The sequence below is a fragment of the Halomonas sp. hl-4 genome (assembly GCF_900215475.1).
Taxonomy (GTDB): Bacteria; Pseudomonadota; Gammaproteobacteria; order Pseudomonadales; family Halomonadaceae; genus Vreelandella.
In genome coordinates this window covers 3,118,835-3,138,427 of the sequence record NZ_LT907845.1, presented here as the reverse complement: position 1 = coordinate 3,138,427, position 19,593 = coordinate 3,118,835, and the positions used below count along the sequence as shown (strand labels likewise).

The following is a 19,593-nucleotide window of genomic DNA, read 5'->3' as shown; positions in this document are numbered from 1 at the left end:
ATTCCCCTTTATCATTGTCGTAGATCACTACTCAAGACGGGCACTAGCGCCCGCCTCTCATAGCAGTGTTTATAGGTAACCATCCGCTTTAAGTGAGCGCGTGGTGGCGGCAAAAGCGTCATCAAGAATCGCTACAGCTTCGTCCACGACTTGACGCGTCCAGATCAAGGGCGGAGAAATGATATTGAGATGGCCGACGGGTCGAATAATCAAACCCCGCTTCTGTGCTTCAGCCGCCACGCGGTCACCCACGCGTGCTTCAACAGGGAGCAACGCCTTGGTCGTTTTATCTGCCACATTTTCAATCGCCATCATGAAATGACTGCCGCGTATATCGCCGACCGTTTCATGAGAGGCGAGGGTTTTGAGCTGTGACTCAAGATAGGGGCCAACCTCTAGAACATTTTCACAAATGCCTTCACGTTCAATGATTTCGATATTTTTTAACGCTGCAGCACAGCTAACGGGATGCCCAGAGTAGGTAAAGCCAGTGCTCAACACTCCGCCTGGGCCTTGAGGAGTACTTAGTACGGCATAAAGGTTGTCAGATATCAGCGTTGCACCCAGCGGGGCATAGCCAGATGAAAGCCCTTTCGCCACATTGATAATATCGGGCTGGGTTTCAAACACGGCTTCTGAGGCAAAGAAGTGCCCTAAACGACCAAAGCCCGTCACCACTTCATCGGCAATAAACAGAATATCGTTGGCACGGCATATGGCCTGCATGCGGGAGTGGTAGCCCTGCGGTGCAACCAATACGCCGCCTGCTCCCATAATGGGCTCTGCAATGAAGGCGGCTATGTTATCTGCCCCTAGCCGGTCAATGGTTTGCTCGAGTTCATCGACCAGATGATCACAGTACTCGGCCTCATTCATCCCCTCTGGACGGCGATAGCAGTTGGCTTCGCTCAAATGTGTCACCAGATCAAGCGTATCGAACTGCCAGTTATTGCTGGCGATACCGGTCAGGCTCGCCGCCATGTAGGTGGTGCCGTGGTAGGCATTGGTGCGCGACAAGATGCGCTTTTTTGAAGGCTTGCCCAAACGATTGAAGTAGTAATGCACAAGCCGGATGGTGGCATCGTTTGCCGTTGACCCGCCGCAGCTATAAAACACATGGTTCAAGTGGGCAGGCGCAAGCTCGGCGAGCTTGGCAGCCAGCTCGGTGGCCGGGGCATTGGAGAGATTATTAAAAGTAGAAAAGTAGGCCATGCGCGTGGCTTGCTCGGCCATCGCCTGGCCAATTTCGGCACGGCCGTGGCCCACATTGACACACCACAGGCCCGCAATCCCATCGATAAAGCGGTTGCCGTGTACATCCTCGACATAGATACCATCACTGTCGGTAATCACGTCACAGCCTTTTTCGTGGAACAAGCTGAAGTCGGTGAAGGGGTGAATAAAGTGATTTTTATCTTTGTGCCAAAGATCTTGCGCATCGTAAGAGGCGTGCGCCTGCTGCTGAGTCATCATTATGCCCTCGCTTATTAGGAAGCCGTTGTAGAGGTGGCTTCACAGGCTAGCGGGGAAAACAGTGTCGGGAATATATCCCCATTGGGGTATATCGGCTGCGCGGAAGGCCTCCTATGGTGGATATCCTTAACCCAACAAACACAACAGGAGACACGCCATGCAAGTGTCCATCGATGGTCGGCGATTGTGGTCAAGTTTAATGGCCATGGCAGAGATCGGCGCAACCCCCAATGGCGGCAGCAACCGCTTGGCACTAACACCCGAAGATACTGCCGGTCGGCAGCAGTTAATCGAGTGGTGCGCCGATATTGGCTGCCACGTTCGCAGTGATGCAGTGGGTAATCTTTTTTTTCGTCGCCCCGGCACACGTGACGATCTGGCGCCTGCCGCTGTCGGCAGCCACCTGGATACCCAGCCGAAAGGGGGGCGTTTCGACGGCGTACTGGGGGTTCTCGCAGGTCTGGAAGTGTTTCGCACCCTGCACGATCACCAAATCGTTACCGAACGACCTCTGGAACTGATCGTTTGGACGAACGAGGAAGGCAGTCGTTTTGCCCCCGCGATGGTGGCTTCCGGCACCTATGCGGGGGTGTTTACTGTGGAGGAGACCCTCGCTCGCCAGGACGAACAAGGGATCAGTTTTGGACAGGCCCTTGATGAGACAGGCATGAAGGGCAGCCTGCCTATTGGCGAGCCTCGGTTAGCCAGTTTTCTGGAACTGCATATCGAACAGGGGCCGGTGCTTGAAGAGGAGGGCTTAGATATCGGTGTGGTCACCGGAGTGCAAGGGATGCGCTGGTTTGACCTAACGATTGAAGGCAACGCTGCTCATGCGGGCACCACTCCCATGGCATATCGTCACGACGCCCTGGCCGCTGCCGCCCGGCTCATTGATCGGCTATACGCCATCGCCGCCACCGACACCAGCGGTGACAGCAAGGTGACCTTTGGCTGCCTGGAGATCGATACGCCTTCCCGCAACGTGATTCCTGCCCAGGTCACCATGACTGTCGACCTTCGTCATATGCACGATGATCGGCTAGACGCGCTGGAGGCCCGCTTCTATAGCGAGCTGGATGCCTTGGTAGAGACCTTTGGTGTCGTAGTAACACCGCAACGCCTCTGGAACTCCCCGGTGGAGGCCTTTAACGAGCAGTGTATTGCGTCCATCGAACAGGCCACAAAGGCACGCGGCATTGCTTACCGCCGAATGCTCAGTGGTGCGGGCCACGATGCGGTGTATGTGGCACGGGTGGCACCCACCGCGATGATCTTTATTCCCTGTCGCGATGGCATTAGCCATAACGAAGCCGAGTACTCAACGCCGGAGCAGTGTGCACTTGGCACCCAAGTGCTTTGCGACGCGCTACTGCATAACGCTAACGACCTTGAGGTTACCCAATGAGTACAACTGTCCCAACGAACCAGTCCGAGTGGCAATCACTGGCAGACACACTCTCCTTTGAAACCCGCGCCTATATCAACGACACCTTTGTCGATGCGCAGCGCGGCGCCACCCTATCCACGGTGAACCCAGCCACCGGCGAGGTGTTAGCCAGGGTCGCCAGCTGTGATGACGCTGATGCCGAGCTCGCTACCCGCGCAGCTCGGCAGGCCTTTGATCGGGGAGAGTGGTCGCGACGCGCCCCAGGTCAGCGCAAAGCCACGCTGCTTGACCTAGCGGCGTTAATGCAGGCCCATAGACACGAACTTGCCCTGCTGGACACTCTGGATATGGGGAAACCGATTACCAGTGCGCTGGGGGATATTGACGGCGCCATCGGCTGCTTGCGCTATACCGCCGAAAGTATCGATAAGCTTTACGGTGAGGTGGCTCCGACGGGAGACCATCACCTCGGCTTGATTGTGCGCGAGCCGCTCGGGGTGGTGGTCTCCATCGTCCCCTGGAACTTCCCGCTCATGATGACCGCCTGGAAGATTGCACCGGCATTGGCGGCCGGTAACAGCGTTATTCTCAAACCCTCAGAAAAATCGCCATTATCGGCGCTACGCCTTGCTCAACTAAGCCAACAAGCGGGCCTACCCGCCGGGGTATTCCAAGTACTCCCCGGCTATGGCCATACCGTAGGTAAAGCGCTGGCCCTGTCGATGGAGGTCGACTGCCTCGCCTTTACCGGCTCCACCCAAGTGGGCAAACAGCTCATGCAGTACGCGGGCCAGTCCAATTTGAAACGCGTTTATCTGGAGTGCGGCGGCAAAAGCCCCAACATCATCTTTGCCGACTGCAACAATCTAGACGCCGCAGCCCAGCACGCAGCCGCTGCGATTTTTCATAACCAAGGTGAAGTCTGTATCGCTGGCTCACGGCTGTTGGTGGAAAACCGCATTCGCGATGCCTTCGTTGAGAAGGTGGTGGGCGCTGCAGCTGCCATGCAACCAGGCGACCCACTCGACCCGCAAAGCTTTATGGGGGCGATGGTAGATGACACTCAATACCAGCGAGTGCTTGATTATATCCGCCAGGGGCAAGAAGAGGGTGCCACGCTGCGTACCGGCGGACAGCCATTAGATAGCGCCGGGCTCTTTATTCCTCCCACCGTATTTGACGATGTCACCCCGGCCATGACCATAGGTCGCGAGGAGATCTTCGGGCCAGTGCTGTCGGTTTTTGGCTTCGATACCGAAGAAGAGGCATTGGCCCTTGCCAACGACAGCGAATACGGCTTGGCTGCCGCCGTCTGGAGCCAGGATATTGATCGCATCATGCGTGTTTCACGCAAGTTGCAGTCTGGGCAAGTCTACGTTAATAACTGGGCAGGCCCGGATATGACCGTACCGTTCGGTGGGGTGAAGCAGTCTGGAAATGGGCGGGATAAATCACTGCACTCCATTGACGAATATATGAACATCAAGACTATCTGGATGTCCATCAACGCTTGATCTAAAACGACTGCGGATAAATACAATCGCCCTGTAGGCTGATTTAAAAAGCCATACAGGGCGATATTGATACTTAGCGCTTAGTTATTGAAATCGATACTTTCTGCAGCCTGCGTTAACGCAGCTTCATTTTCATCTAAGAAGTGCTGGTATTCATCGGTTGGCAAAAAATGAACGACCGAGCCAAACTCATTCTCTATTCGATTTCTAATTTTTTCATTTTCAAGCGCTTTAGAATAAGCATCTGCCAAAGCCTCTAAAATATGCGTGGGAGTACCTTTAGGAGCGAAAATGCCTCGATTGGTAGCACTGACCAAGTCCACCTGCTGCTCTCTTAAGGTCGCCACATCCTCTAACCCTTGAAGGCGTTCCTCATGAGACACGCCTAAAGGTCGAAATTTACCACTCTCAAAAAAGGCACGGCTTGAAGGCATGTCAGCGTTAACGAAATCTATTTCTTGCGCCATTAACGCCGCAATCTGCTCGTTTGTATCCTGATACGCAACAAATCGCACATCTTCTGGGTTGACGCCAATCGCATCAAAAAGCTGCACCCAATAGAAGTGATCCACTGAAGAGGGTGTCATTCCAAAGGTGACCTCACCCGGATGCTCTGAGATATAGCTGGCCATTTCAGCCATATCGTCCACAGGATGGTCGGCATATGTCATCGGAATGACAATTGTTTGGGTCAGTAATGCCACGGGCTCGAATGCATCGTAAGAGTAATCGACTGTGCCTGCGAGGCGTGAAAGCGCGATCGTATCGTGACTCCCCAGAAGCGTATAGCCATCCGGCTGCGCTTCTTTGACATGACGTGAACCGGTCGTTGCCCCAGCGCCTGCCATATTGACAGGTATCACCGACACGCCTAAATGCTTTTCTGCTTCTTTCGAGACTAAACGAAATATGGCGTCGGTTGCCCCTCCAGGGCCATAGGGGATCACCATACGGATATCTTGTTGAGGATAATCTGACGCTGAAGCGTTTAATGCCACTGTGCTCGAAGCGATTACGATAGCAGAGATAAAGCGCGTTACTTTTTTATCCAACATGGTCATCACCTTATTAATTAGTTAGTTATTGTGTGCTGACGCCGTTACACTTTAGAAAATCGTTATCGTTATTTAATAAGAAAACTAGCAACATAAGAAATTAAAAAAAATACCCTCATTGGGGTATACGTAAACTGAACACTCAGCCGTGACATCAAACAATTGCAGCGATCAGGAGGCGCAGAAAACGTTTCTTCAGTTGCCGGGTAGATGGGGGCAGCCATTAATCGGTTTTGGCCACACAAACAGTCTCCTCATATGCCGTTCGACATACTCAGTTTCTGTCGCTTCTCGCATTAATTTGCAGCGAGACGAGGGAAATATGATCAAGAAAGAGCTGAAACAACTGGGATTGACTGGAGACATCCAGGCGCTGATAAATATGTTTGCGGTGTACCTTCACAGTACCATCGCTGATATCCAGCTCCCGGGCCGCCGATTTGGTAGAGTGACCAGCGAGTAACAGACGAACGATCTCTTGTTCACGTGCCGTTAAAACCTCACGACCAAAGCTTGCGAAGGCTGCTTCCACCGGAGCATACTTTTCCAATGTCGACTGGAAATGGACGCCCTGCCACTTCCAATACTCCATTAACAACGTTTCGATCATCGGCTCCACATTCTTCAGTACCTGCAACGCACGTCTCTTCAAGGGCGCTCCTGTCTGAAAGCCCAGCGATACCACCATCAAGACATCATCCCCCACACGTGCGAAGAGGCCCACCTCATCCGCCAACCCTAACCCGCGATAATAGTGGGCATAGTAGTCACTGGACTCAAAACGATCAGGGGCTAGCTCCCGCAATCGGTGCACACCGCTATCCAGGCCACCACTTATAGCGGTAAAGAAAGGATCCAATAAATACGCCCCGCTGAGGTAGCGATCTATCGCTTGGGGGCGATTTTCTGATGGGTAATCATCATGAATCAGAAGCGGCCTGTGACGCCCTTTGTAGGTAGTGACCAGAATCGTGTCGAACCCAGTTACCGCTCTAAGTACTTGCTCTAACCGCGCTGGGAAATCGCGCTGCCCTGCTGTACGCACCAAACTTGCCAGGTGCCGGTGCCAAGCAGCACTGCCTGTGTTAGCAAGAAAGGCACTGTCGATATCATCAGCTGATGAGCAGTATTTCATGATAAGGGCTTCGTCAGGTTGTTTTATAAAACGATACTGGCTTGTGAACACGGTAAACTCAATTAATGCTGCTCAACAACTCATACTTCAAACTGGGCTGGTATATATGCCTCGCCAACAATCGCTGCTAAGCTATTGATTATTTCGTTTGAACAGACAGGTGATGAATGCTCGATTCGCTGTTGGCTTTGCTGGTATCGGTGGCGCTGGTTGGCCTTGCCGCCACTACCGGGGCACGCTTTAGGCCCGATGGCTGGTATCGCGAGCTCAACAAACCCACCTGGACACCGCCCGATACCGCCTTCCCCATCGCCTGGGGCATCCTTTACCTTTTGATGGCGATTGCCGCATGGCGAATCTACATGGCAGACGACTCGGCTTGGCGTACTGCCAGCCTAACTATTTACGCTCTTCAGTTGCTGGCTAACGCCGCTTGGTCGTGGCTGTTTTTTGGTCGCAAACAAATCGCTGCAGCGCTTGGCGACATTGTATTGCTACTGATATTGATTGTGCTGGCGGTTATTGTGTTTGCTAAAGTGAGCAGCTTGGCGGCGTGGTTAATGGTGCCCTACGCGCTTTGGGTGGCCCTTGCGCTAGTGCTTAATGCCTCCATTTGGCGGCAGAATTAACGCGCGATTGGCGCGACAAGACGAAGGATAACAACACAATGGAGACAACACCGTTAGTCACCTTATTGGCATTCGGCTCTATCGTATTAGCGCTAATCGCCTTGGCGCTGTTCATTTATGTGATGCGGCGACAGCGTCGTCAACGACCGGCAGACGCCGCCGAGCCGACAATGGAACGCGCCAGTACAACGGCCACCTCTCCGCCCCCCGCTGCAGAACCACCTTCCACCGCCTCTGCCAAGCGCACCAGCAAAGTGACCCAGCACTCCCTGTTCGTGATTTTTTCCCACCCTGACGAACAAACCGACCAGCGTCTTGCCGCTTGGCTGCGTGAAAAGAACGCCACCTTCGACCCGATCAAGAAAGTCTTCCACATTGCCGGTGAACAGCCCTCTAACCCGGTTACCATCGCCAACGCGTTTCCACCTGGTGAAATGCCCGACCTGCTGCGCGATGAAACTCACGATCCCATCAAGGGCATCAGCCTATTGGTGAAGCCACCGCTGCGTAAACGCCGCAATCAGCAGATGCACGTCTATGTGGCGCTGGCCAAAGAGATGCAGACCTTGTTTACCGGCGATATGCTGGATGCCGATCGCGAGCCTGCCACCGACATCACCTTTGAGCGCATTATTGGCTAACAACGGCTGAGCGGATTAGGCAACGCCCTGGCTGCGCAGATAATCGTCGTAGCTGCCGCTGAAGTCGACGATGCCTTCCGGCTGCATATCAATAATGCGCGTGGCCAACGAAGAGACGAACTCACGGTCATGGCTGACAAACAGCAGCGTACCCGGGTAGTTTTCAAGGGCTAGGTTCAGGGCTTCGATGGACTCCATATCCAGGTGGTTGGTGGGTTCATCCATCAGCAGCACATTAGGCTGAGTAAGGATTAACTTACCGAACAGCATGCGCCCCTGCTCGCCACCGGAAATCACCTTGACCGATTTATCGATGTCATCGCTGGAAAACAACATTCGCCCGAGCGCACCGCGCACCACCTGCTCACCGCCTTGTGTCCACTGGCCCATCCACTCAAACAGGGTGGCATCTACGGCGAAATCGTCGGAGTGATCCTGAGCAAACACACCCACCTCAGCGGCTTCCGTCCACTTCACTTCGCCAGCATCCGGGCGTAACTCGCCCGCCAGGGTTTTCAGCAGCGTGGTTTTACCAATGCCGTTGGGGCCGATAATGGCAATCCGCTCACCGGCTTCTACGGTCATGGAGAGACGTTCGAACAACGGCGGGCCGTCATAGCCCTTGGTAATGCCGTCCACATTCACCGCGTTACGGTGAATCTTTTTGTTCTGGTCGAAGCGGATAAACGGACTAACCCGACTGGACGGCTTGATATCTTCCAGCTTGATTTTGTCGATTTGACGCGCCCGTGAGGTAGCCTGCTTGGCCTTCGAGGCGTTGGCCGAGAAGCGGCTCACGAACTGCTGCAGTTCGGCAATCTGGGCTTTTTTCTTGGCGTTATCCGAGTGCTGACGCTCACGAACCGCGGTGGCGGCCGTCATGTAATCATCGTAGTTACCCGGGAACAGGGTAATTTCGCCGTAATCCAGATCCGCCATATGGGTGCAGACGCTGTTCAGGAAGTGGCGATCGTGGGAGATGATCACCATGGTGCTGCTGCGCGCTTTAAGAATATCTTCCAACCAGCGGATAGTGTTGATATCCAGATGGTTGGTAGGCTCGTCGAGCAGCAGGACATCCGGATCTGAAAACAGCGCCTGAGCGAGCAGCACGCGCAGCTTCCAGCCGGGTGATACCTCACTCATTGGTCCGGTGTGTTGCTCAATGGGAATACCCAAGCCTAGCAGCAGCTCCCCCGCACGGGCTTCGGCGGTGTAGCCATCCAACTCGGCAAAGCGGACTTCCAGGTCGGCGACGGCCATGCCGTCCTCTTCGCTCATCTCTGCCAGGGAGTAGATACGCTCGCGCTCGGCCGCGACCGTCCACAGCTCGACATTGCCCATGATCACGGTATCGATCACCCGCTCATTTTCAAACGCAAACTGATCCTGACGCAGCTTACCCAACCGTGTACTGCTATCCAGCATCACCTGACCGGAAGAGGGCTCCAAATCACCACCGAGAATTTTCATAAAGGTGGATTTGCCGCAGCCGTTCGCACCGATCAGGCCGTAACGGTTGCCGTTATTGAATTTCACGGAGACATTTTCAAACAGGGGCTTAGCCCCAAACTGCATGGTGATATTGGCGGTTGCGATCACAAAAGGAGCCCGGTTAGCGTGTCATTGACAGTAATAGAAAGGCTCGCGATTCTACGCGCTATTGGACGGGTATTCACCCATCAGACTTTAGTCATATCAAGCGATGGCCGGGATATCGAGTAGAAAGCGTTCATCATCAAGCGCTTGGCGCAACCGAGAGTGCAAAATATCGACGATTCCTTGGTGCTCCCCCACCAGCTTGGTGGTGGTAACGGAAAGGCCTGGATGCTGCTGTTCAGCGGCGGCGCATATTTCCGCAATATCACCGCCCTCCCCGGCGTGGCGCCCCGGCGAAAGAAACAGCATCGCCAAGATAACCGGGCCTGAGCTGAACTCGGGTAGCGCCAGCAAGTTTTCCAGCAGTGGTTCATTAAAGCGGTACTCATCGCCCTCGCGGCGCTCCATGGAGGCAGCGGCAACACAGGCGGCGTCATCGCCAAGCAGCACGCTAAGTTGCCCCGCCAGGCGGTTTCGTACGGCAGTGACTTCGGGAATCGGGCTGCCGTGATCCACCAGCGCCACGTGAGGCTTGGTGTCCGGCCGAAGATGGTCGCGCACGTTATCGGCCAGCAGATGGGCTAAACGCAGGTCATTACCACCGAACTCATCCACCAAGGGCTGGGCGACACGCACTTTTACATGGGGAAAGCGTTCTTGAAGCGTGGCCATGCGTTCAGGCAGGTAGCCGGTGAGGGCTTTGCTAGGGCCGAAAAAGAACGGCAGTACGATAATCTCCGTTGCCCCCTGCTCGGCACTGCGCTCAGCGGCGGGGCCAAGCGTTGTAGCAGGGATACCATCGATCTCGTCCGCTGGAATCTTGTTGGAGTGCAGCAGCGATGCCGCCTGCACGGTTTCGCCAATAAGCTCGCTAAGCGAAGCCGCCACGCGACGTAAGTTCAGCGTCGCCTGCGCTCGTAGCGAGCCGTTATCCACCAGAAATATCGCGCGCATGCTTGCCTCCACTCGCTGGGGTTGATGAGCCGTGTGAGCTGTCAGGTAAGCAATCACCAGTGACATGGTAAGATAGCTGTTTTACAAAGGGTGTAGCCCACGATGCTATTTGATGACGATATGTTGCTTGATAACCATGCTTGATACCACTGCCCTTAACCAGCAAAGAAACTTCTTTGAGGGCCATGCCGATATATGGCTATTCGGCTATGGCTCACTGATTTGGAAGGCGGATTTTGCCTATTTAGAACGCCGCCCTGCCTTTATTACTGGCTGGGCGCGGCGCTTTTGGCAAGGTTCCCACGACCACCGCGGCACACCAGACGCACCCGGCCGAGTCGCCACACTGATCCGCGCACAAGGGGCAGTGTGCCACGGCATGGCGTACCGCATTACCTCAGACGTGCTTGCCCCACTGGATGTACGGGAAAAAAACGGCTACTTGCGGGAAAAGGTCCCACTTACCTTTCTTAATGAAAATGGCGGCACAGCGGGCCAAAGCGAAGGGCTTATTTATCTGGCCAGTGAAGACAACCCGGCATTTCTTGGCGAGGCACCACTTGCCGATATGGCTCGCCAAATTAATCAAGCCCACGGACCCAGCGGCCCCAATCGCGAGTACCTATTGAATCTGGCCAGCGCTCTGCGCGAGCTAGGCGTTGATGATGCGCATATTTTCGCACTAGAGCAGCAATTGGACCGCCTTCCAGGTTACCAATAACGCGGGTAGCGGCGATGGCGCGCTAAATTATTGACCAAGATGGCCACGATCAACATGATGACGCAGCCACCCCCAATCGGGATCAGTGGATACCACCACCCCAATTGATGAACGCTGGCCCCCCCGCCTACCGCAATCAGAGCCGCCGCCGCTCCCGGTGGGTGAACCGTGTGGGTTAGCTGCATACCCAGCACCGAAAGTGATACGGCCAGGGCCATTGACATCGGTGTTGCCCCCAGCAGTTGATAGCAAGCAACGCCAATACCTGCCGATAGCATGCTGCCAAAAAGCACATGGCTGGGCTGGGCAAAAGGGCTTTCAGGTGCCGCATAAATGAGCACCGAGGTTGCGCCGAAGGAGCCTACGATAAGCAGTTGTTGTGACAGCCACGCCGAGCTTAACCAGCAAATCACTGCCATACCGGTAAAGGCCCCTGTCCATGACCAAAAAGCATCCTGCCAGCCTACCCGGGTGCGCTTAACTGGCTGCCCCCGCATCTTGCCAAGATAAGTTTTCATTGCACTCGCTTTGCACAAAATAAGTGCAAATCATGACAAAACGCACCAAATAAGCAAATGACAATCCGTCATGCCACTGATGAAACTGTTTCAAGGGCAAAATAATTGATCATTTTGAGCGCCAAGAAGCGCCCTCTACATCATCAACCAGGCAAGAATAAACAGCCCCAGCAGGGTGCGAATGATGCCGCCAATGATTGAGCCGCGAAAAAAAGCCCGCAGCCCGCCCCAAAGAATTAATAACCCAATGACCAGTACCACGATGCTAAAAAATGAGTCGCTGATACCCAGCGAGCGCGTCAGGCCGTCGATAAACTCATCGAACGCGCCAAAGAAATTGGTAAAAATACCGAGCAAAAACTCAACGACGCCGCGAATCACTTCACCGATCGTTTCGCCAACATCATCAAAAAATCCATTTGCTTGCATGTCTTATATCCATGTTTTAAGGGACTGGCCCTATTGTCGGTGAAGTCGCGCGCTGGCGCAAAGCGGGGGTCCAAAACGACGCTGCTTGCATAATCAACACGTAGCGCTAAAGTGATCAAACAGTCGTTTAAAAAATTCAATTTATTATTCAATCAAAAACAATAAGAGGTGGCCTCATGTCGCCGCATTTCCCCCTCGCCGATCAGCTCCAAGCGAGTACCCATCGGGTGGAAAACCAACCGCCACCGCTCGAAAACTATAATAGCTACACCGCCGACCAAGCGCTTCAAGAAGGCGTCAACCGCGAAGGCGGCACGAACGACAGCGCACTCCGGGCGTTTGGTCAGTGGGCGGGCTCCTCTGAAGCCATCGCGCTGGGGTTCGACGCCAATCGCTTTGCGCCCCAGTTGATGACCCACGATCGGCAAGGCCACCGAGTCGACCTGATTGAGTTTCATCCTGCCTATCATCAGCTTATGCAAACAGCGGTGGAGCACGGCCTGCACGCCAGCCCCTGGCGAAACTCGGGGCCTGGTGCACACGTTACACGCGCCGCCAACTACTATCTGCACACTCAGGTGGAAGCGGCCCATGGCTGCCCGATCACCATGACGTTTGCCGCCCTGCCAGCACTTCGCCATCAGCCAAGTCTGCTTGAGAGCTGGGGCGATAAAATCACCGCGCCGCACTACGACCCGCGCAACGTGCCCTATTTCGAGAAACAGGGCGTCACCCTGGGCATGGCGATGACTGAAAAGCAGGGCGGCTCCGATGTGCGCATTAACACCACCCGCGCCTATCCCATTGATCAAGGAGGGCCCGGCGAAGCCTATGAGCTGGTAGGCCATAAGTGGTTTGTCTCAGCGCCCATGTGCGATGCCTTTCTGGTGCTCGCCCAGGCGCCTGGCGGCTTGAGCTGTTTTCTGCTGCCGCGCTGGCGGCCCGACGGCAGCAAAAACCCGCTCCACATCCAGCAGCTAAAACGTAAGATGGGCAACGTGGCGAATGCGTCCAGCGAGACGGAACTGCGCGGCGCCTTTGCCTGGATGGTCGGCGATGAAGGCCGCGGCGTGCGCACCATCATCGAGATGGTCGCCATGACCCGCTACGACTGCATGATCGGCTCCGCTGCCGGTATGCGCCAGGCCACCGCCCAGGCGATTCATCACGCCAGCCATCGGCAGGCCTTCGGGGCCTACTTGAGCAAGCAGCCACTGATGCAAAACGTGCTCGCCGACCTGGCCATCGAGAGCGAAGCCGCCACCACCCTGATGCTGCGTATGGCGCGAGCCATGGACCACCAGGATAACGAGCACGAGCGTTTGCTTGCACGCATTGCTACGCCGGTCGGCAAGTACTGGATCTGCAAACGCACGCCCCACCACGCCTACGAGGCAATGGAGGTGATTGGCGGGAGCGGCGTGATGGAAACCCACATGATGCCGCGCCTGTTCCGCGAATCGCCCATCAACGCTATTTGGGAAGGCAGTGGCAATGTGCAGTGTTTGGATATCCTGCGGGCGATTGAAAAGCAGCCCGAAGTGCTTGACGCCTACTTCGCCGAACTTGCCAAAGCGCAAGGCGCTGATGCACATCTTGACCGCTTTATTCACCAATTACAGCGTTCAATGCAGGATACCCAAGCACTCCAGTACCGCGCCCGTCAGTTGGCGGACGGCATGGCCCTGGCAATACAGGGCGCCCTGCTGGTGCAGCACGCCCCCGCTTTCGTGGCCGATGCGTTCTGTGCCGGTCGGCTGACTGAGCGCAGCGGCCTAAGTACCGGCACGCTGCCCACTGGGCTTGATTGCGCGGCGATCATCGAGCGTGCCCAGCCCTTGGAATGAGCCTCGCGGAATAAGCGTTCACGACCATGGTCGACTTTCATCAGCAAGCTGGTAGCGTTAAAACATAACGCTCTATACAAGATATAAGACTCGGTAGTAGCGGGAGAGCTTGGCGCATCCCACAAGGATGACGCCAGCGCCGAAGGAGCAACTGCCCCGGAAACTCTCAGGCAACCGGACCGCTATCACCATCACTTTCCGAAGAGCGGCTGATGACTGCGTCACTCAGCCCACCGAAGGAGCAAGCGCGCCCCACCGGGCACGCGAATCTCTCAGGTTCCATGACGGAAGGGGTACGCCCAGCAGCCATTACGCCGTTAGGTGGGATTCCCCGACGCTCATGAAACTTGGAGAGTACTATGCAACGCATTGCCGTTATTGGTGGTGGTATCACCGGCATTACCAGCGCCTACGCCCTAGCAAAACGTGGCTATGACGTTACCGTGTTCGAAAAACATCGCTACGCCGCAATGGAAACCTCCTTTGCCAACGGCGGCCAGCTTTCAGCCTCAAACGCGGAAGTTTGGAACCACTGGCCGACCGTGATAAAGGGTCTGCGCTGGATGCTCAGAAACGACGCCCCGTTGCTGGTCAATCCCCGCCCAAGCTGGCACAAGCTGAGCTGGTTTGGCGAGTTCATCGCCTCGATTCCCAAGTATGCTGACAACACCACCGAAACCACGCGGCTGGCCATTGCGGCCCGCGAGCATCTGTTTCAGTGGGCGAAAGACGAGCAGATCGATTTTGATTTAAAGCAAAAAGGCATTCTGCACATCTACCGCGATAAAGCGGGCTATGATCACGCCGCCAAGGTCTCCAGGCTACTTAGCAAAGGCGGCCTGGAGCGCCAAGCGGTGACGCCCGAGGAAATGCGTGCCATCGAACCGACCCTGGCGGGCAACTATTATGGCGGCTTCTTCACCGAAAGCGACGCCACCGGCGACATTCACAAGTTCACCCACGGCTTGGCACAGGCAGCGGAAAAACGCGGTGTAAAGTTCAAATATGGCCACAGCGTGCAGGATGTCGGCGCCGATCAACAGCACGTCTGGATCACCGCCAATCTTGAAGGCGAGGCTGGCGAACCAGTGCGCGAAACCTTTGATCGCGTGGTGGTGTGTGCGGGGGTAGGCAGCCGGGCACTGGCCGCCAAGCTCGGCGACCGCGTCAACATCTACCCGGTCAAAGGCTACTCGATTACCGTGCAGCTCGACGACGCCGCCTCCCAGCAAGCCGCCCCCACCGTCAGCCTGCTGGATGACGAAACCAAGCTGGTCACCAGCCGCCTGGGCGACGAGCGATTTCGTATCGCGGGTACCGCCGAGTTCAACGGCTTTAATCGCGATATCCGCGATAACCGCATTCGGCCGCTGATCCGCTGGGTCGAAGAATGCTTCCCCGGCGTCAGCACCCGCCGCGTGGTGCCCTGGGCAGGCCTGCGCCCGATGCTCCCCAACATGCTACCCAAGGTCGGCCCCGGTAAACTACCCACGGTGTTCTACAACACTGGCCACGGCCACCTGGGCTGGACGCTCTCCGCCATCACCGCCGACATGCTAGCGGATGCGGTGGAGGCGAAAAACTCACAAAGCGAGCGAGTTTCGCAACCTCTCGCATAGCCTCACCTACATCAGCTGCGCTTGCCAGGCGGTCATCCGTTAATATGTACGGCACCCTATGTCAGGTGTATTTATGCTTAATCAGCGTGCATTAACTTACCTAAATGAAGTCATTCGCCACGGCTCGCTCAGGCGCGCCGCGGCTCACTTAAATGTCGATGCTTCCGCCGTTAGCCGACAATTAAAGGCACTCGAAGAGGAGTTAGATACCCAGCTATGTGAACGGCATGGGCGAGGCATGCGTGCAACCCCGGCGGGTCAGTTACTCGTGCATCACTTTCACGCCCAGCGAGCTTCTGAAGAAGCCGTGCTCTCCCAACTCACAGCCCTGCAAAGCCTGACAAAAGGGGAGGTTCGCATCGCCGTAGGAGAAGGGTTTATCGCAGACCTGATCACCGCACCGTTAGGCACTTTTATGTCAGCGTTTGAGGGTATTAAGGTAGAAATCCGCATGGCAGGTGTTAATGAAGCAATGTCGCTGCTCAAAGATCGCGAAGTGGATATAGCGCTACTTTATGCACCGCCGGTAGACCCGCAACTTTACTGCCATGTGGAAACGCGCCAACCGCTCGATGTCATTGTGCCTCCCAATCACCCACTAAGTGAGCTGGACCGCTCCGTGACACTGCATGATCTAAAAGATTGGCCATTGGCGTTAATGGACAATCCTTTCGGTATGCGGCAAATGGTCAATATGGTGGCCCATCAGGAGCGTATTCATCTTGAAGCACGCCTACATACCAACTCTGTTTCCGTTTTAAAGAATTTTGTGCGCTCGGGAATTGGCGTTACGTTCATGCCGGAAATCACCGTCATCGACGAAATACAGCGCGGCGAAATTTGTACGCTACCTATGCGCTACCCAATTATGAACGGAACCCGCGCGCAAATCGTTAGCTTGAAGGGGCAAGAACTTCCGGTGGCTTCAAAGGCCTGTATCGATCATTTACACAAAGGCATGCGCTTTTTCTCGGCAGATGCACCACGACTGTTGCGATGAAGTCAACACTCAAGGCCTTGCATAGTCAACGCCTCAATACATAGTCTTCCTGTAGGCAACACTTATAAATCTAATAGCGCTCACTCAGCACCCTACAGCTCACGACAACAAACCAGGAGACTGACTATGTTTACTCACCCGGAATTGACTCAACACTTTTCACCCAAGCGACTCATCTCGGCCTGTCTGATCGGCTCTGCCCTGATGGCTGGCCATGCCGTCGCCGAGACCACGATAAATTTGGGTTATAACGGCGCCCCCGACCCCGAGAAGAATGCCGTACATGTCTTTGCCACTAACCTTAAAGAGCTGGTTGAAGAAAAAACCGACAACCAGATTCAATTAGAGCTATATCCCAATAGCTCGCTGGGCGAAGAAGAAGAACGAATGGAGCAGACCATGAGCACGCCGATGCTCAACGTGGCGTCTTTTGCGGGTGTCTCGCCTCTCGTCGATGAGATTTTTGTCAGCGCCATTCCGTTTCTGTTCGACGATTTTGCGGCGGCCCGTACCTTCTTCGACGAAGGGGAGTACTGGCAGGAAGTTAGTGAGGCACTGAAGGAGCGTGCCGGTATCGATATGCTGGCAGTCGTTGAAGAAGGGGGCTTTTTAGCCTTTACCAATGACGAAACGCCCATCAGTCATCCTGATGACTTTGAAGGTCTCCGCTTCCGGGCCATGGACCCCAGTCAGGTTGCGCTCTATGAGGCCTTCGGTGCTTCCGGCACGCCGATTCCCTGGACAGAAACCTACATGGCACTGCGCACTGAGGTGGCTGACGGCCAGATGAACCCGCCGATGTATATCATTATGGAAAGCCTTCACGAAGTGCAGGACTACCTTACGCTTGCCAATATCCAGTACTCCAATCAGTTTCTAGTCGGCAACAGTGACATGATCGCCGGCTGGGATGACGAGCTTCGTGATGTCTTTCAAGAAGCCGTTGCCGAAGCTAACCAAAACGCCCGAGAGCATAACGAAAATCAGGTCGATTCACGTATCGCCTACCTGGAAGAACAAGGTATGGAAGTGATTCGCCCTTCTGAAGAGGAGCTCACCGCTTTCCGCGAAATCGGTCAGCCTGCGTATCTTGAATGGCTCGAAGAGCGTGATATCGAGCAACGCTGGATCGATATGGCGCTGGAAGATGCGGGTATGAGCGATCTGCTCGACTAAAGGCCCTCATCCATTTTGCCATATAGGGGCTGAAACTCTCCTGGCCCCTATTTTCCATGCTTATGCTTAATGGGATTGTCATGCTTACTACGCTCCGCTCTCGACTACTGGCGATCAGTCGCCCGATCACCCTTACGCTGGCTGGAGTCCTGCTATCTCTTAATGTGGCAGCCATTCTTTTTGGCGTTTTTGCCCGCTATGTTGCCGGTGGTGCGCCTATCTGGACAGATGAACTGTCCCGTTTTTTGATCATTGCCACTGTGATGCTTGCGGCTGGGGCAGTCTGGTCGGAGGGTGGGCATATGCGCGTGGGGCTGCTGGAAAAACTGCTGCCTGCACCCTTCGCTCGTTTACTTAATGTGTACCAATGGCTACTCACCCTATTGATTGCAGCTGGCGGCGCATGGGTCAGCTATCGCTATGCACTATCGGTCAGCGCGTTCACGACATCTGGGCTGGGCATTAGCCGTACGGTGCCAATGCTTTCATTACCTATTGGCTTCTTACTGCTGGCTTGGCATGCCCTTCTCTATGGTCCGACCCCTCTTAAGACCGTTGAGGACTCTCTATGAAAACCGTTGAGGACTCCCTATGAAGACCGTTGAGGACTCCCTATGACTTTGACCATGCTGGCCGTTTTCCTTGGCCACGTATTGCTTGGGCTTCCGCTGTTTATTGCGTTGTTAACCACTGCATTAGTAGGCTTTTTATTTGTCGACTTATCGATGATTCCACGCATGATGCCGCAGCAATTCTTCGGTGGTATCAATGCTTTCTCACTGATGGCTATTCCGTTATTTATCCTTGCCGGCAACCTGATGAACGTCAGCGGTTTGACGGAACGCTTGATGGGTCTAGCACGCCTGATAGTCGGGCACTTACGAGGTGGCATGGGCCATGTCAATGTGGTCTCAAGCGTGTTTTTCGCAGGCGTTAATGGCTCTGCCGTGGCCGACACCTCAGCACTGGGGTCGCTTTTAGTACCCGCTATGGAGAAAGAAGGCTACTCAAGGGCCTTTGCCGCAGGCTTAACCGCAGGCAGCTCGCTGATCGGCCCGATTATTCCGCCCAGTATCTTTATGATTCTCTACGCCTCATTAACTAACACATCCGTAGGAGATTTGTTTTTGGCGGGCGTCGTGCCTGGACTGTTGTTGGGTGTCGCCTTTATGGGGATGAACGCCTGGTATGCCTGGCGTCACCGATTACCCAAAAGTGGCCAATTACCCTCTTTGGGCCAGCTGGGTGTAGCGTTCGTGACGGCTCTGCCAGCGCTTATCGCTCCCTTTATTATCGTAGCTGGCATTGTAATGGGCTTTGTGACGCCCACGGAATCGGGAGCGCTAACAGCGCTGTATGTCGCCCTATGTGGTTTCGTGCTGGGCGGGTTGCGACTCAAGGAATGCTGGAAAGCCATTGTGGATACGGCGCGCCTGACCTCGGCGATTTTTCTGATCATGGCGGCCTCAGCCACGATTAGCTGGTTGCTCTCCTACGCCCAGGTCCCAGAGCAATTTGTGTCACTTTTATCACCCTATGTGGATAATGGCGTCGTCATTTTATTACTGCTCAGCGCTATCACTTTTGTCACTGGGATGTTTATGGAGGAGGTATCGGCGTTGATGCTACTCACGCCTATCTTCGCACCGGTGGCCACGATGGCAGGTATCGACCCGGTCCATCTGGGTGTCATCATCACGTTGAACATTACCATTGCCTTGATTACTCCCCCCCTAGGCGCTTGCGTCTTTGTCGCTGCAGCGGTTAGCCGCCTTGAAATTGTGTCGCTGTTTAGAACCATTTGGCCTTTTGTGCTGACAGCGGTTGCGGTACTTATTTTATTAATCCTCTTTCCACCGCTGGCGCTGTGGTTGCCTACCCTGCTTGGATAAGACA

At 54.9% G+C, this 19,593-nt stretch carries 18 protein-coding genes and 1 riboswitch; of the genes, 11 read left to right on the top strand and 7 right to left on the bottom strand.

Going from position 1 to position 19,593, the window contains the following annotated elements; translation table 11 throughout:
* Positions 1-69: 69 nt before the first annotated feature.
* Positions 70-1,470, bottom strand: coding sequence for an aminotransferase (locus CPH17_RS14830; RefSeq protein WP_074398385.1), 1,401 nt, complete (start codon positions 1,468-1,470; stop codon positions 70-72).
* Positions 1,471-1,630: 160 nt separating this feature from the next.
* On the opposite strand from CPH17_RS14830, the gene CPH17_RS14825 reads away from it, so the two are divergent.
* Both CPH17_RS14825 and CPH17_RS14820 read left to right on the top strand, forming a co-directional pair.
* Entirely contained in the window at positions 1,631-2,878 is a 1,248-nt protein-coding gene (locus CPH17_RS14825) for a M20 family metallo-hydrolase (RefSeq protein ID WP_074395014.1), read from the top strand.
* Positions 2,875-4,374 (top strand): aldehyde dehydrogenase, encoded by a 1,500-nt coding sequence (locus CPH17_RS14820; RefSeq protein WP_074395013.1) that lies wholly within the window; start codon positions 2,875-2,877, stop codon positions 4,372-4,374. The genes CPH17_RS14825 and CPH17_RS14820 overlap by 4 nt, the downstream gene beginning before the upstream one ends.
* 80 nt (positions 4,375-4,454) lie before the next feature.
* Here the strand turns inward: CPH17_RS14820 and CPH17_RS14815 are convergent, their stop codons facing one another.
* Together CPH17_RS14815 and CPH17_RS14810 are read right to left on the bottom strand one after the other, a co-directional pair.
* Entirely contained in the window at positions 4,455-5,429 is a 975-nt protein-coding gene (locus CPH17_RS14815; RefSeq protein WP_074395012.1) for a Bug family tripartite tricarboxylate transporter substrate binding protein, read from the bottom strand.
* Between the two features lie 274 nt (positions 5,430-5,703).
* Complete coding sequence (locus tag CPH17_RS14810) at positions 5,704-6,564, bottom strand: helix-turn-helix transcriptional regulator (protein WP_074398384.1); 861 nt, start codon at positions 6,562-6,564, stop codon at positions 5,704-5,706.
* 167 nt (positions 6,565-6,731) lie between these two features.
* Between CPH17_RS14810 and CPH17_RS14805 the strand changes: the two genes are divergently transcribed.
* Both CPH17_RS14805 and CPH17_RS14800 read left to right on the top strand, forming a co-directional pair.
* Positions 6,732-7,193 (top strand): TspO/MBR family protein, encoded by a 462-nt coding sequence (locus tag CPH17_RS14805; RefSeq protein WP_074395011.1) that lies wholly within the window; start codon positions 6,732-6,734, stop codon positions 7,191-7,193.
* A gap of 38 nt (positions 7,194-7,231) precedes the next feature.
* Positions 7,232-7,834, top strand: coding sequence for a cell division protein ZipA C-terminal FtsZ-binding domain-containing protein (locus tag CPH17_RS14800; protein WP_074395010.1), 603 nt, complete (start codon positions 7,232-7,234; stop codon positions 7,832-7,834).
* Positions 7,835-7,849: 15 nt separating this feature from the next.
* Here the strand turns inward: CPH17_RS14800 and CPH17_RS14795 are convergent, their stop codons facing one another.
* Entirely contained in the window at positions 7,850-9,436 is a 1,587-nt protein-coding gene (locus CPH17_RS14795) for an ABC-F family ATPase (protein ID WP_096300116.1), read from the bottom strand.
* Between the two features lie 96 nt (positions 9,437-9,532).
* The gene (locus CPH17_RS14790) at positions 9,533-10,387 is read right to left on the bottom strand and encodes a sirohydrochlorin chelatase (protein ID WP_074395008.1); all 855 of its coding nucleotides are present in this window, start codon (positions 10,385-10,387) and stop codon (positions 9,533-9,535) included.
* A 136-nt stretch (positions 10,388-10,523) separates the two neighbouring features.
* Between CPH17_RS14790 and CPH17_RS14785 the strand changes: the two genes are divergently transcribed.
* Positions 10,524-11,108, top strand: coding sequence for a gamma-glutamylcyclotransferase (locus tag CPH17_RS14785; protein WP_074395007.1), 585 nt, complete (start codon positions 10,524-10,526; stop codon positions 11,106-11,108).
* Here the strand turns inward: CPH17_RS14785 and CPH17_RS14780 are convergent.
* Together CPH17_RS14780 and CPH17_RS14775 are read right to left on the bottom strand one after the other, a co-directional pair.
* A complete protein-coding gene (locus CPH17_RS14780; protein ID WP_074395006.1) occupies positions 11,099-11,626 on the bottom strand; it encodes an HPP family protein in 528 nt (175 codons plus the stop codon). The two genes, CPH17_RS14785 and CPH17_RS14780, sit on opposite strands and share 10 nt — an antisense overlap.
* Positions 11,627-11,761: 135 nt before the next feature.
* The gene (locus tag CPH17_RS14775) at positions 11,762-12,055 is read right to left on the bottom strand and encodes a hypothetical protein (RefSeq protein WP_074395005.1); all 294 of its coding nucleotides are present in this window, start codon (positions 12,053-12,055) and stop codon (positions 11,762-11,764) included.
* Between the two features lie 176 nt (positions 12,056-12,231).
* Between CPH17_RS14775 and CPH17_RS14770 the strand changes: the two genes are divergently transcribed.
* The 6 genes from CPH17_RS14770 to CPH17_RS14745 all read left to right on the top strand — a co-directional run bounded on the left by CPH17_RS14770 (position 12,232) and on the right by CPH17_RS14745 (position 19,589).
* On the top strand, positions 12,232-13,902 hold the full coding sequence (locus CPH17_RS14770; RefSeq protein ID WP_074395004.1) for an isovaleryl-CoA dehydrogenase: 1,671 nt from the start codon (positions 12,232-12,234) through the stop codon (positions 13,900-13,902).
* Between the two features lie 90 nt (positions 13,903-13,992).
* A riboswitch (glycine riboswitch) is annotated at positions 13,993-14,094 on the top strand.
* Between the two features lie 167 nt (positions 14,095-14,261).
* Positions 14,262-15,521 (top strand): D-amino acid dehydrogenase, encoded by a 1,260-nt coding sequence (locus CPH17_RS14765; RefSeq protein ID WP_074395003.1) that lies wholly within the window; start codon positions 14,262-14,264, stop codon positions 15,519-15,521.
* A 73-nt stretch (positions 15,522-15,594) separates the two neighbouring features.
* The gene (locus CPH17_RS14760) at positions 15,595-16,521 is read left to right on the top strand and encodes a LysR family transcriptional regulator (protein WP_096300114.1); all 927 of its coding nucleotides are present in this window, start codon (positions 15,595-15,597) and stop codon (positions 16,519-16,521) included.
* 126 nt (positions 16,522-16,647) lie between these two features.
* Complete coding sequence (gene dctP / locus CPH17_RS14755; RefSeq protein WP_096300112.1) at positions 16,648-17,697, top strand: TRAP transporter substrate-binding protein DctP; 1,050 nt, start codon at positions 16,648-16,650, stop codon at positions 17,695-17,697.
* A gap of 80 nt (positions 17,698-17,777) precedes the next feature.
* A complete protein-coding gene (locus tag CPH17_RS14750; protein WP_074398383.1) occupies positions 17,778-18,269 on the top strand; it encodes a TRAP transporter small permease in 492 nt (163 codons plus the stop codon).
* Between the two features lie 42 nt (positions 18,270-18,311).
* Positions 18,312-19,589, top strand: coding sequence for a TRAP transporter large permease (locus tag CPH17_RS14745; RefSeq protein WP_074395000.1), 1,278 nt, complete (start codon positions 18,312-18,314; stop codon positions 19,587-19,589).
* Positions 19,590-19,593: the final 4 nt, after the last annotated feature.